General features: G+C 30.9%; 14 protein-coding genes. 4 read left to right on the forward strand and 10 right to left on the reverse strand.

Translation table 11 applies throughout. The features are described 5' to 3' along the window. Positions 1-465: 465 nt before the first annotated feature. On the forward strand, positions 466-654 hold the full coding sequence (locus EV214_RS02855) for an alpha/beta-type small acid-soluble spore protein (RefSeq protein ID WP_132242488.1): 189 nt from the start codon (positions 466-468) through the stop codon (positions 652-654). A gap of 51 nt (positions 655-705) precedes the next feature. Here EV214_RS02855 and EV214_RS02860 read toward each other — a convergent pair whose 3' ends face one another. The 6 genes from EV214_RS02860 to EV214_RS02885 form a co-directional block, all read right to left on the reverse strand. After that, complete coding sequence (locus EV214_RS02860) at positions 706-888, reverse strand: hypothetical protein (RefSeq protein WP_132242490.1); 183 nt, start codon at positions 886-888, stop codon at positions 706-708. A 36-nt stretch (positions 889-924) separates the two neighbouring features. After that, a complete protein-coding gene (locus EV214_RS02865; RefSeq protein WP_165916191.1) occupies positions 925-1,101 on the reverse strand; it encodes a hypothetical protein in 177 nt (58 codons plus the stop codon). Between the two features lie 123 nt (positions 1,102-1,224). After that, positions 1,225-2,451 (reverse strand): MFS transporter, encoded by a 1,227-nt coding sequence (locus EV214_RS02870; RefSeq protein WP_132242494.1) that lies wholly within the window; start codon positions 2,449-2,451, stop codon positions 1,225-1,227. A gap of 206 nt (positions 2,452-2,657) precedes the next feature. Next, positions 2,658-3,551 carry a cell division protein FtsX gene (locus tag EV214_RS02875; protein WP_132242496.1) on the reverse strand — a complete coding sequence of 298 codons (894 nt, stop codon included), beginning with the start codon at positions 3,549-3,551 and terminating at the stop codon, positions 2,658-2,660. After that, on the reverse strand, positions 3,552-4,226 hold the full coding sequence (locus tag EV214_RS02880) for a cell division ATP-binding protein FtsE (RefSeq protein WP_132242498.1): 675 nt from the start codon (positions 4,224-4,226) through the stop codon (positions 3,552-3,554). It abuts the gene before it with no gap. A 15-nt stretch (positions 4,227-4,241) separates the two neighbouring features. Continuing rightward, positions 4,242-5,348 carry a coiled-coil domain-containing protein gene (locus EV214_RS02885; protein WP_132242500.1) on the reverse strand — a complete coding sequence of 369 codons (1,107 nt, stop codon included), beginning with the start codon at positions 5,346-5,348 and terminating at the stop codon, positions 4,242-4,244. A 263-nt stretch (positions 5,349-5,611) separates the two neighbouring features. Between EV214_RS02885 and EV214_RS02890 the strand changes: the two genes are divergently transcribed. Next, positions 5,612-6,859, forward strand: coding sequence for a DEAD/DEAH box helicase (locus EV214_RS02890; protein WP_132242502.1), 1,248 nt, complete (start codon positions 5,612-5,614; stop codon positions 6,857-6,859). 57 nt (positions 6,860-6,916) lie between these two features. On the opposite strand, the gene EV214_RS02895 is transcribed toward EV214_RS02890, so the two are convergent. The 4 genes from EV214_RS02895 to EV214_RS18595 all read right to left on the reverse strand — a co-directional run bounded on the left by EV214_RS02895 (position 6,917) and on the right by EV214_RS18595 (position 9,823). Beyond that, positions 6,917-7,111 carry a YwbE family protein gene (locus EV214_RS02895; protein WP_132242504.1) on the reverse strand — a complete coding sequence of 65 codons (195 nt, stop codon included), beginning with the start codon at positions 7,109-7,111 and terminating at the stop codon, positions 6,917-6,919. Between the two features lie 59 nt (positions 7,112-7,170). After that, entirely contained in the window at positions 7,171-7,329 is a 159-nt protein-coding gene (locus tag EV214_RS18590) for a hypothetical protein (protein WP_165916192.1), read from the reverse strand. 56 nt (positions 7,330-7,385) lie between these two features. Beyond that, positions 7,386-8,831, reverse strand: coding sequence for a DEAD/DEAH box helicase (locus EV214_RS02900; RefSeq protein ID WP_132242506.1), 1,446 nt, complete (start codon positions 8,829-8,831; stop codon positions 7,386-7,388). Positions 8,832-9,655: 824 nt separating this feature from the next. Then, the gene (locus tag EV214_RS18595; protein ID WP_165916193.1) at positions 9,656-9,823 is read right to left on the reverse strand and encodes a hypothetical protein; all 168 of its coding nucleotides are present in this window, start codon (positions 9,821-9,823) and stop codon (positions 9,656-9,658) included. 1,118 nt (positions 9,824-10,941) lie between these two features. Here EV214_RS18595 and EV214_RS02905 point away from each other — a divergent pair. Continuing rightward, positions 10,942-11,745 (forward strand): hypothetical protein, encoded by an 804-nt coding sequence (locus tag EV214_RS02905; RefSeq protein WP_132242508.1) that lies wholly within the window; start codon positions 10,942-10,944, stop codon positions 11,743-11,745. Positions 11,746-12,042: 297 nt separating this feature from the next. Continuing rightward, positions 12,043-13,137: a transposase gene (locus EV214_RS02910; protein WP_207669607.1), complete on the forward strand. Its 1,095-nt coding sequence runs from the start codon at positions 12,043-12,045 to the stop codon at positions 13,135-13,137. Positions 13,138-14,132: the final 995 nt, after the last annotated feature.

The following is a 14,132-nucleotide window of genomic DNA, read 5'->3' on the forward strand; positions in this document are numbered from 1 at the left end:
TTTTTTTATCAGTATAATTGTAGCAAAAAATAGTGTTTTTGTATATAATTTTTCTTATTATTTTTCATTATGGTATTCAAATAGCTTATTTTTCCCTTCTAACCCCTAAGTCTTTCCCTTATATTGTTCCTATTATCTTTATTAAATGATCATTTCAATCTCTATTTATGACATGACATGTCATGTCATGTCACAAAACTTCCTAATTATGCTCTAATACATTGTCTTTTTTTTATCATACATTATGCATATCTACTAGATAAAAGTATTCTATTTAGGTAATATTAGCACTAATATTACCTAAAGGAACAATCTTTTTTCAAAAAATAAAATATAAAAAATCAACCTTAGCATTACCATGTTATATTATCGATTTTCATATTGTTGATCGTTATAATTTAAAACAATATACACATACTATTAATAAGTACTAACTATAACTCAGTTTAAGGAGTTGATTTTTTAATGACAAGAAAAAACCTTGTATTTCCTGAAGCAAGAACAGCTTTAGATCAATTCAAAATTGAAATGGCTGAAGAATTAGGTGTCTCAAATTATAATCCTATAGATTCAGGTTATTTAGCTTCTTATCACACGGGTCAAATCACTAGAAAACTAGTTGAAATGGCAGAAAAACAATTAATTGGTAAATAAAATTAAAAAATAAGGATTATTTAATAGTCCTTATTTTTCCTCTTTCTGCTTCTATATTTTTCTGTTTATCATTTTAATACTCAAATCTTGTTTTATCATAGACCCACAAAATTCACACTCACCAGCTTCACTCTCTGATATACTATTATTCACACCACAACTTTGACATACAACCGCTTTCATACTCCTATGATTTGATTGTACCGTATCAATGTTTTGTTGTGGGGAAGTCATGACTATTTCTCTTGTTACATCATTTATATATGCATTTTAAAAAAAGCCTTTATTAATCATAATTTGCAGATCTTTCTTTATTGCAACAGAAACATTTGATACCTTATCGCTATACAAAAATTCATCATTTAAAATATTGATCAAAGAAACAATACTAGCTGTTTTCTCATTGTTTTTAATATTAGAAAGAATATTTTTCATTTCAACTACCATCATTTGTACCTCTTGTATCACTGACATATTAGAACAATAAACAACATCTATCCTTTTCCATTTAGATGCGCTTTAAATCTCCTATTTCCTCAATTCATTTAAACTTGAACATAAAATTATCGTTTAAATGCACCTAGTCAATTTATCTTCTCTTACCTTACTAGCTACATACAAATTCACTATAGAAAGTGCAGATGCTAAAAAGAATATATATTGCGGCCCCCATAAGCTCCAAACAACGCCTCCTAAGTAAGCACAGATAATTGAAACGATATGATCTAGACTAAGGCCTAACGATAATGTAGGTGTAATATCAGAACTTTTCACAGCTATAGAACGCAAATAAATTGTTCTTATCATCCCCATTTGAGTAGACATTCTATCAATTATAAATATCATGTAGGCTAAAAATAAAGGAATACCTATAGTATCTAATGTTCCTGTTGAAAACCCAGCACTCAATAAACCATAGACCAAATAAACGACAATGAAAGATAATGCATCCGCATAAAGTAACTTCTTAATACCAAATCGATCAACCCATCTACCAACAGCTGGAATAAAGAATACCCCTACAAAGGAACCAATAATAGTTAGAATTGCTAACGTATCTGCCCTTTTATTTAATATATCAATCAGTACCCAAGGTCCATAAACAATCATGATCTGCTTTTGTACACCCCACATAACTACTAAAGTATAATAATATCTATATTCTTTCCTAAAAACAAAATTCACTTTTTTGTTGCTCTTAATTGATTTTCCTATTTGCTTTTCCAAAATAAAAAATAAAATAAATACCACTACCAGAATACCTGCTGCTATAATAAATATCCACTTTATATTGCTTTTGAAACTAAAAAAGCCTATCCTAAATCCAATAAACACCAAAATTCCCGCTAACATAGTAAAAACCGTAGAAACACCTTTATACTGACCCATCTTCTTACCAATACCCTCATTTTTAATCAATGACATACCTATACTATCTTGTAGCGGCATAAACATATGCATTCCTACAGAATTGATAAAAATAAAAATTAGCATAATTGCAAAGGGTGGCGTGATAAAACCCAATGCGCCTATACCAATAATACTCAACAATTGTGCCCCCATAGCAATGCGCACATCTGAAAATATTGATAATGACGCAACAATAAATATAACAAGTACACCTGGTAATTCCCTTGGAAATTCTATAAGTCCCCGTTCATATGCTGTAATTTGATAAGCATCTTTAAAATAGTTAGCTATCACATCATTGCTAAGCCCTAATCCTAGTGCTGTAAATGCAATAATAAAAAAATAAATTAATTGAACTTTACTCATGTTCTCAAGCTTTTTTAACATTTCACCCCATCCTCTCTTTATATTTATATAATAATTACACATGATTATATGGGTAACTTTTTTGTTTTATACACATTCTTTAAGCTACTCTGTTTCTCAATTTTTGTCAATGATATTACAAAAACATCTGTACTTTTAGATTACAGATGCCTTACAATCTATCTTTAAAAATAAAGTAATAAATCTTGTACAGCTTGCAAGAATAATTAAACGCAGTTACTTCTAGCCGTTAACAATCCGAACAAACTACCTAGAATACCTAAAGTTATACTAATCAACAACATTAATACTATGATTCCACTTACCAAAACTTCTCTAGCGGGTAATGGAATAAAAGGAAGTTGTCCCACTACTTGCCCATAAACATTATTAAGGGTAAATACAGCCAAAGCCGCTGCAAGTACACCACCACCTAATGTCAATAATAATCCCTCTAACAAAAATGGCAACACAATAAAACCCTCTGGAGCCCCTAATAGTCTTAACGTATTAATCTGCTCTCTATTGCTATATACTCCCTGTCTTATAATATGGGCGGTGATAACCAATGTAGAAATTCCTACAGCTGTTACAACCAAGGTGCCCAAAAACTTTACAATACTAGATATACTTTTAAGCCGATCCAACACTGCCCTATTATCTCTAACATGATCAATGTCCTGAATCTCATGTAGTTTTTCCAAAACTAGATTCATTTCTTCCAAATTTATTTGGGCCTCGATAAATGGACTGAAAGGATTATCATCGAAAATCTCTAAAACTTTCGCATCTTTTCCCATGATTTCTTCCATTCTATGGTAAGCTTCAATTGCATCCACACTTCTTACCTTCTGAACACCATGGATTGCCTTAATATTTTTAATCAATTCTAAAATTCTATCATTATCCAATTCTTCATTATAGTAAACACTTATTTCTGCTTCATCCTTTATTAGTTCAACAACATGGCTACTTGCCCACCATCCTGAGATAACCATTGCTAGAATAAAAAAAATGAGTCCCGTACTTAAAACAGAAAATACGTTAGATAACAGGTTTAATTGGATAATTGTCTTTGCTTCTTTTAAAAAATATCCCATATTATAGATTATATTTTTCATTTACACTTCTCCTATCCTTTCACAAAGTATATGTCCTCCATCCATTTGCACACGCATTCCTTCTTTAATATCTTCAATTAAATGCGTGGCATGGGTGGTTATGATCACCGTGGTTTTAGGATCTTTCGATAAAGTTAATAATTCTAGGATATTTAAGGCATTTTCTTTATCTAAATTACCTGTAGGTTCATCCGCAATGATTAAGGAAGGCTTTCTAGCCAACGCGCGTGCTATTGCTATCCTCTGACTTTCTCCTAAAGATAAATTATCTACAAGAGAAAGAGCTTTATGTTCTAACCCAACCTTTATCAAAGCACTACCTGCATTTTTCTTCATTTGTTTTTTAGAGAATCCTAGAAAACGCATACCCAATATAATATTTTCTATTACCGTTCTGCCCTTAAGTAGTTTAAAGTCTTGGAACACAGGGCCAATAATCATTCTCAACCTTCTAATTTCCATAACTTTGTCTTTCGTCATGGATTGTCCAAAAACTTTCAAAGAACCCGTTGTTGGATATTCTATTCCCATTAAAAGCTTTAAGATGCTCGTTTTACCAGACCCACTAGGTCCTGTAATATACACGACTTCACCCGTTTCAATTTTAAAATCAATATTTTGTAATCCCATTGTACCATCTGGATACTTTAAACAGATATCTTTTGCTTCAATCATTTCTACCCCCCCCTATCATAAACGTAATTCAATATATTTATCATGAATCTTAATAGATTTTAAAACACTTTTCCCTAACACTGGTTTTAGATTCAAAATCAAACTACCCTCACTAAATAATTCTTCTAAAGAATACTTATCTAGTTGCATTCCATAAAATGCGACTTGATCCACTTCAAATTTCAAAGCCTGTCCATCTACAATAACAAACTTCCCTAATAAAACAATGTTCTTTTCTGGCATTTCCATTCTAACCCTATCTAACTCGAATCGAAATGAAATTTTTGACAAAAGTGGATAATCTGCTACTATTTTATTAAATGTTTTTTCTTCAAGAACGCCCTTGATACCAGCAGATGAAAAAGTTGTTTTAATGGTATTCATTGGCAAATTTCCTTTTTCTATAATCTGTGAAACTGTCTTTATTATCTCTGGAAAAATTGACTGCGTCTCCTTCCACATCTGTTGAAAATTCATTAGACATTCTTGATAATGACCCCTTTCTTCTGCAAGAGAAGCTAAAACATTTTCCAAGTCTTCTTTTAGCTTTAATTTTTTTTCTAATGTTTCTTGTAACTTTTTCTGCTGATGTTTTATCAAAGCTAGTTTTTCATCTTGACTTCGTCTTTGAGTTGTTAATTTAGTTTTATTTAACTCTAACGACTCTAGGAGACTAGCTGTATTGCTAGTAAGATCTCGTAAAATATTTAACCTTTGTATAAACGTCTTTAGGCTATCTGAATCTAAAATAATCTCTATGTAAGATGCAGGACCACTTTTCTGATATGTTTTAAGAATCTCTTTCAAAATATCCCTATTTCTTTCATATGTGATTGCTTCATTCGTAATCACTATCTCCAATTTTTCAATTTCTTGCTTTGTTGTATCCATATCATGAGCAATTTCATATTCAGCTTTATCCATACCTTCTATCTCCTGGCTTAAAACAAACATTTTACCAAGTACTTCTTTTTCCTCATTAGAAATATTATTTAGCTTATCCTGTATTTTAGATGGAGAATCAAGGTACGCTTCTCCCATACTTGAAAAAGAGAATGTTAAAATTAGTAAAAAGATCCAGCTAGAAGAAAGAAAAACTTTCTTCAATCGAATTTTAATCATCTATATTCCGCCCTCCCCCGATCTCAACATAAATGTTTTTATATACAACATTACATTGTATATTCTAACAGAATATAGGTCATTATAACATCTTTTTTCTTAAAGAATAATATAATAAAAGTACTGTTTCTATAATATTTTAGACATAAAAAGCGAACACTTTAAAATATAATTAATTAAAGAACAAGATATTTTTCTTTATCTCTGCTATAATAAATTGATTCACATTTAAAACCATTCTTATAAATCGAGAGGAACTATATATGATTACATTTTATAAATTAGGAATAAAAAATGATTTAGTATATGCCCTTGAAAATCAAGGTATTACTACACCTACGCCAATTCAATCTTTAAGTATTCCAATTATTTTAAATCATAAAGATTTAATTGCAGAAGCGCAAACAGGAACAGGAAAAACGCTTGCATTCCTTCTTCCTCTATTTCAAAATTTTGATATTGAAAATAATAATATTCAAGGTCTAATTATTACACCAACTCGTGAACTTGCTATTCAAATAACTGACGTAGCTAGACAACTTGCAAAATTAAAACCCCTCCATATACTTGCAGCTTACGGTGGACAAGACATTAACGCACAGTTACATAAACTAAGTGGCAACATCCAACTGGTTATTGGCACCCCAGGGAGAATCAACGATCACATCAGCAGAGGTACTATTCATTTTGATCATTTAAAAACAGTTGTAATAGATGAAGCGGATCAAATGTTTCATATTGGATTCAATAGAAAGATTGATAGCATTTTAAGTGCATTACCCAAAACCAGACAAACTTTATGCTTTTCTGCGACCATGAATACCAACATAGATGAATTTTTATATAAATATTTGATCAATCCAAAACAAGTAATAGCTCCAAAAAAACAGATACTCCTTGAAAATATATCTCAGATTGTTGTTCAAACCTCAAATAGAAAAAAACTTCCTGCTTTATTAAAAATTCTACACCAAGATTATCCTAGCAAAGCCATTATATTTTGTAAAACGCGCATAAGAACGCATACACTATACGAAGAGTTGCTTAATGCAGGTTATAGTGTAGCTGCACTTCATGGAGATTTAACCCAAGCAAAGCGAGAATTTGTAATGAAGTCCTTTAGAAACAATGAAGTAAAATTTTTAATCGCAACAGATGTTGCAGCCCGTGGACTTGATGTTGATGGTATTACGCATGTTATCAACTATGACATGCCTCATAATGTAGAAAGCTACATTCATAGAATCGGACGAACGGGTCGGGCTGGCTATGTCGGTGTTGCTTATACACTTATAACGATGAAAAATGAAGAAAAGCTTGAAGCCATTGAAAATTTCATCAATATGAAAATCAAACGAATCAGTATGGGGAATGATGCAAAACTAAATGTTTCACAAGAACATAAAAACAAACAAATGAACAATAATACACTTATCAAAAAAGTAAATAAAAATAGTAGAAACAATAAAAATAATAAACACAATAAATACCATAAGAACGATAGACTTTAAAAAACAACAAAAGCATCTATCTTTCGTCGATAGATGCCTTTTATATTACCTAAATATTCAATTCACTATTTCCTTAACTCTACCAACAATGCCACTCTCAAGCATAACTTTAATCCCATGATGATGATTAGGCGACTTTGTAAGAATCCTTTGAACTACGCCCTCTGTTAATTTACCTGAACGCTGATCTTGTTTTTGAACAACCATGACTTTTCTACCTACTTTTATATTTTCCCGTTTCGTTCCATTCATTTTATTAATCCTCTTTCAGTCGTATTTTGAATAGCATTATATATGTATCTATTGATTTTTTATTTATCAAACGCACCGCCTCGTTTGGTATTTTTAAATGCCTTTTGGTAACTTCCACTTTTTTTATTCGCTGTTCCATCAGTGGAACCTTGTTGTGAACTTATTTTCTTTTTTTCTTCAATGATTTTTTTCATTCGTTCAATATTATTATTTGACATACCTTAACACTCCTTAACATTATATTTCGTTCATGTCCTTCATTGTATCTCTTTGGTTACATCTCCACCTTACTTACCTTTCGAAGTCTGCCTTTAATAGGTGTCTTTTGTAACGTTCTAAAAACTAATTCACCCTTATTATTTAATATTTCTACAAAGGTAGATATATCAACGATATTGATGATCCCTATATCTTTAGCTGTTATACCTTTAATACTACAAAGTGTACCTACAATATCTACGGGTCTCATCTTTGTTTTCTTACCTGCATTGATATGTAATTTCATAATTTCTTTGCTTAGTTTCGCACCTTTTGTTTCTTTAATTTTAGGCGTCGTATTTATTTTTTCAACAAATTCCGATTTTAAGTTCTCAACAGTTTCTTTATCCGGTCTTTCTTTCAAAAGCATCTCTTTTCCAATATATTGCTGTATATCCTTTAAAAACTTACTTTCATTTTGTGTTACAAAAGTAATTGCTCTACCTTCCCTGCCTATACGTCCAGTTCTTCCAATCCTATGCACATAGCTTTCTCTATCTTGTGGTATATCATAATTGATTACAAGTGAAATATTATCTATATCTATCCCTCTAGCTGCAACATCTGTAGCTATCAGATATCTGAAATACCCTTGCTTAAAACCATTCATTACGCTTAACCTATCCCGTTGTTCCATTCCACCATGAATCTTATCACAAATATACTTTAGCTTTTCCAGTTCATTATAAACCTCTTCCACCTTTTGCTTTGTATTGCAAAATATCATGCAACTATCTGGATTTTCTACTATCGTTACATCTCTTAAAAGTTTTATTTTATCTCTTTGATCTACATTATATCTCTCTTGACATATCCTGTCTTTCGTTGAATTTTGTTCTTCTATTGCAACAGATATAGGCGCTTTCATGTATTTGTTGCATAAAGACTCTATGTCTCTTGGCATTGTAGCTGACAATAATAGCGTCACACGTTCTTTTGACAAGCGCGTTATTATGGTCTCTATTTGCTCTATAAATCCCATATTCAGCATTTCATCCGCTTCATCTATCACAAGATATTTTATTTTTGATGTATCAAATGTCCCTCTTTCGATATGGTCTATAATCCGACCCGGTGTACCCACCACCACATGTGTTTTTTGTTTAAGTTCCTTTTCTTGAATATAGAAAGGAGACTTTCCGTAAATTGCTGATACTTTAAGCCTTTTAAACCTACCTATATTAAAAATATCTTCTTTGACTTGGATCGCAAGTTCTCTTGTCGGCGCAAGCACCAAAGCTTGCGGTTTATTTTCATCCCAATCTACTAATTCACAAATAGGAATGGCAAATGCAGCTGTCTTTCCGCTTCCAGTTTGGGACTTCACAATTATATCCTTTTGCTCTAATACCGCCGGGATCACCTGTTCTTGAACGCTTGTTGGGTTGTTGAAATTCAACATATTAATTGCTTTTAATATTTCACTACTTAATTGGTAATCGTTAAAATTTGCTTTTATCATTTAGTCATCTCTTTCTTTAATATTTCTATTGCAATTATTCTTAGCAATATATATTTTATTATGTTTCCTCATTCATATTACCTTCTTAAGATTCTTATAGCCCTCATTCCTTGCTACTTATATTATAGCCTACAAACCAATTATTTTTAACTATATTTTATGAAATATTATTCTTAATCCTTCAACACAAAAACAAAATATACTGGTTTTACAACCTCAATTTTATCTACCTACGCATTAAACATCTGACAGACCCCACCAATAACATGAATAGACAAGTAAATTTGTAACACTTATGCTACAACCTACATACATTGTATTAGGACAAAATAAAAAAAATAGAAAATAATATTAATATAAAGGAGGTTTACCCTTATGGCTAATGCTCAATGTGGTGGAATTGGTGGATGTGATAGCAGTTTACTTTTCTTCTTCTTGTTATTAGTAATATTGTTCTGTGGCTGTGGTGGCTACGGTGGTTTTGGTGGTTGCTAAGTATTAAAAAAAAGAATTGGGTTTTTCATTCCCAATTCTTAATACATACTTCCATTTCATAAATTAGTCATTTATTTTAGTAGTTTCTTTAATGGCCAGGAGGAATCCTGGTCTATATATTTTCTTCTCTTGAATTTCTTTTAAAATATTCATACTAAAAATTCTATCATTGAGCTGGTTATTGTTACTGATGCTAATATTTTGAGATTAGTTAAATATGTGTTTAGAAAGAATTTCATTTTAACAAAAGGGATTATTTTTTTCTGCTCATATCCTAAACAAAACTAACATTTCCTGCTATTTTATATTAGACAAATAGCATCTCTTACTTATTTCTCATTCTTATTTGTTGGGTTTATAATAATAATTTTATTCCTGATATCACCTAAATCGTTATCGGCTATAGTTCTTCGCTTTGGTTCTGTATTATAAATCTCTCCATATTCACCTTCTGGTAATTTGGCTAACCTTCCTCTTTTATTTTTATCTTTACTCATATCTTCACCTCACTATTATTATTTGATTGATGAGAAGATGATATACAACAATATTTTGTATGGAAAAAGAGAGCTTTCACTCTCCTATCCTTATTTTTTATCTTTTAAATCTATAATCTCTTTAATCCTACCTTTTTTCATTGCTTTTTTTACAGATCCTTTTTCAGGGTCTAAAATCTCTTTTGCTTTTTTTATTTGTTTCATATCATCACCTCTGCTTTAGTATTTGAACGGATGTTAGATGATATGCACGTATTATAATGTACTCAGGTAGTTAGACACAAAATCAAAAAAAAATTGCTGTTATTGCACTGCAATAGTACGTAAAAGTAATATCGTTACAACAAAAGTGGGGAAGATTATTATTTATGGTTCAACGTCGAATTTTGTGATTTTAGAAAAACAAAAGTTAGTCAACAAAAAATAACAATATAATTATTTCCAAATACATTTTGATTAATGGCTTAAAACCAATGTTTTTATCAAATAGGTTCTATAAATTACTATTAAAAAATATATTGATCAAACCTATTTTATGATGTTATCACAAAACTTGATGTTGAACTTTATTTATAAGCGTATAAAATATAAAATATTATAGATAATAATATAGTCTCTCGGAATTATTCGAGTGTGATGTTTCAAGGTTTCCCTCAAAACAAATTTATTGTAATCCTCCTGATTTTATCAGGAGGTATTTCCTTTTATACAAAGTAAAATTGGAAATTTTACTTATTAAAAAACATTTATAAATTTACCAAAAATACTTAACTTTTCAAAATCGCCCTAATAATCACAGTGAAAGGATTATGATAACTATAAAATCTTTTTGCTCTATAGGTGTGGTGCTTGGAATATTAAACAATCCAGATACACCGGGATTAGATTTATCTTTTATAAAAAAGGATGGTGGGAACTGAAGATTTTGAATGCACCTTTTAATAAGTTTTTTAATAACGCTATAGATAAGCTGATGTATATTTAAGGAAAATATATTATAAAAAGGTTTTTTTTCATATAATAGGTAGTAGTTCAATAAAATATATGATAATATATACACGAGGTAAATATTAGAATATTTTTAATATTCAAAAATCAAACCGAAAGGATGTGTATTGATGAAAAAAGTAATGAGTTTATTTTTAATCACTGTATTAATCATGTCAAGTTTATCTGTGTCATGGGCTAGAGCACAAGATTGTTTAACACCAGCAGATGGTTGGGATGATGAAGGTGGAGTTTTAAAAGGAGCTTCCCATTATCCTATAAGCATTGAGGGAGGGATACGTTTTGACTTAAGTTCTTACAGTAGTGGTAATAGTTTTAGTAAGACATTTTATATTAGAAATAATAATGAGGTTAAAGTAAAGGTATATTTGTATTTTGATGGAAATAAAATTAGTAACATAGATAAGAAAAATATACTGGTTAATAGAAAAGAAACAGATACTATAACTATTTCTCCATATAGCAGGAAAAAGGTTACAGTTTCCGGAATTATTCCATCTGGGAAAAAAAATTGGGAAGCAACCTTACGAGTGGTTAATATGACGTATTATAATTCATATCACGAGCTATATTTTTTTGGTAGTCAACCAAATAATGATGCTCCTACAAATTTAAGAACAACGTATAATGAGTATATGGATACGTTAAATATATTATGGGATCCTATGCACGCAGGCATTACTCATTATAAGGTTTATGTGGAAAGATCAAAGAAGGGACAATGGGAGTATTTAGGGCAAGCAAAACAATTCACAATGGTTAATGGACAAAAGAGTGATTATGTATCATTTCGTGTAAGTAATGCTTATAAAGAAGGTATTTTATATAAAAGATACATGGTTATAGGTTGCAATCATGGTCAATCTGCACCTGCATTTGTTCAATATAGATTTGGTGATGTATGGTTGCCATAGGCTTATCTTAACAACTAAAGAATATAACGGAGAATACAAAGCTATTCTCTGTTCTTTTATGGATTAGATATTTAAGGAAATTAGCAGTAGATATACAAAAGAAATTGAAAACGTAGTAAAAGTATTAGTTAACATAGATAAGGGTAGGGTTCTACCCTTATTTTTTTCAGCTTATCAAACGAACATGTATTCTAGACATAAGGAGATGAAAACCAATGAAAATGATTACAGATAAGGATTTAATAGTATACTTGGTAGGTAAAGGATTTTAAATTCAAAAAGCTGAAAAAGAATATAATGAGTTTCAAGAAGAAGAAAAAGAAAAAACCTAAAAAAGGTGAGAAAGCACCTCTCAAAAAACCTGGTATTGTTAAAAAGTTAGTAGAGCGTTTTCTAAAATACGGCTCTAAGAAAAAAGAATTGCCTGCTGATCGACTATTTGAATTCTTTGAGTCTCAGTTCCTTGCAGTTTCTGCTAACTTAGGTTTAATTGGTAATCCTAAAAATTTTGGGACAGTAGGTGATGGTACTCCATTAGAAACTTCTAGTTACCCAAGGAGCAAACCTACTTGTAATTGTAATGCCAAGGGAATATCTAAGTGTAATCATCCACGGTTTTACTCTCAACCTGACTGTACTTCAGGTTGGGATAGCTCTAAGGAAAAATATTTTAATGGATATTCCCTCTACATGATATCCTCTAGCGATAGTCTTTATGACTTACCTCTTTATCCTAGACTAAATCCTGCTTCTAGGCATGATTCAGTTAGCTTTGTTATTTCCTTTATTGAGTTTTCACAGAGATACTCCCTAGGCAATACTAGCAAAATACTTCTTGATGCTGCCCATGATTCTGAGGCTATTTACACACTGCTAAAACACTATAAAACTGAGCCTTTTATTGATCTTAATATTAAAACCCAAAAAAATTACTCGACTGAGTGTGATATTCAAATTTCACCTAATGGTATTCCAGTTTGCCCTATCGGGCTTAATATGAAATCAAATGGCTTTGACAAATCACAAAATCGTAGAAAATGGCGCTGTCCTCTTGCTCGCGGCACTAAAAATTCTTGTGAAAACGCTTGTAAAAACCCTTGTTCAAATGCTAAGTGTGGTCGTACTTTCCATACCTTTAATAAAGATAATCCACGATTGTTTACTAAAACACCTAGATCATCTAAAGTATGGAAACTTATTTACAAAAGACGGACTTCTGTAGAGCGATCAAACAAGCGTGAAAAAGTTGATTACCTCTTAGAACATGGTCGTCACCGTTCCACTAAAATGTGGTACATACGCACTTATGCAATCATGATGTGCCAACACATTGATGCTTGGTATTCTCACTTAAAGGAAACTTTAAACCTTAAAGAAATTATTTCTGCTTAGTCTACTTATGATCATTTTTTTTAATAATATCTGGTAGGCTTATTTGTCATGCCCTTCTTTAGAAAAATCCTGCTGTTATTAGCTACTCTCTGTACAATTCTAGAATTCCCAGTTAATTTATTCCATTTGCTTCAAAAACTCCTTATTTATTCCGAGAGGCTATTTTATATATATTTCTTTTGTTATTATAAGTTATACCCAGTAATATAATTGAATTCATATAAATCATTTTACAAATTTATGCATATTTATACACATTTCTATATTTTTCCCCTTTGACGCATACAACCAAATATGCTTACACATATATCCCACAATGTTTCCTGTGAACATACATTTTGAAGTTTCATAATTACATCAGTACGTCCTTCATGTACCCATTTATAGATTAGGTTTTACATGGATATCATATTTTGTAAGTATGTTTGCCCTAATCCTTATCATCTTTCTGTTTTGTACATAAAAAAAGAGCCATATTGTTGGCTCAAGAAGCACTATATACTATTCTATATATTCTTACTATTTATTCTCTGCAGTAATTAATGGATAGGTTACAATTAATTAGACAGATATTTTAAGGTCATGTAAAATAAACTCATTAAAGCAAAGGAGAATAACCATATGTTTCTTCATTACTGATTATCTTAACTATGCACCCTTCTAATGTTCCTCGCATTAATTGGGAATGATTTAGCATATTATTCACCTCCCTTGCACCACTTGATAGTTTAACTACATTGTACTAACTAGTAGATGAAGTATCAATAAAAAAACACTCAATCTCATCAGATTGAATGCCCTTTATCCTACCCAAATATTATATTCCCCCACTACGCATAGCTTCCTTTATTTCTGACATCCATTAATCTATCATAATATTCTACTCTATTTAAAGAACAGTAAAATGTACCCTATAGAGTAGACATTAAAAAAAGTCTACCCTGTAGGGTATTTTTATGTATAATAGAAAAAAACAAGAATGGTGGAAGATAAAA

The sequence above is a fragment of the Marinisporobacter balticus genome, assembly GCF_004345705.1.
In the GTDB taxonomy this organism is placed as follows: domain Bacteria; phylum Bacillota; class Clostridia; order Peptostreptococcales; family Thermotaleaceae; genus Marinisporobacter; species Marinisporobacter balticus.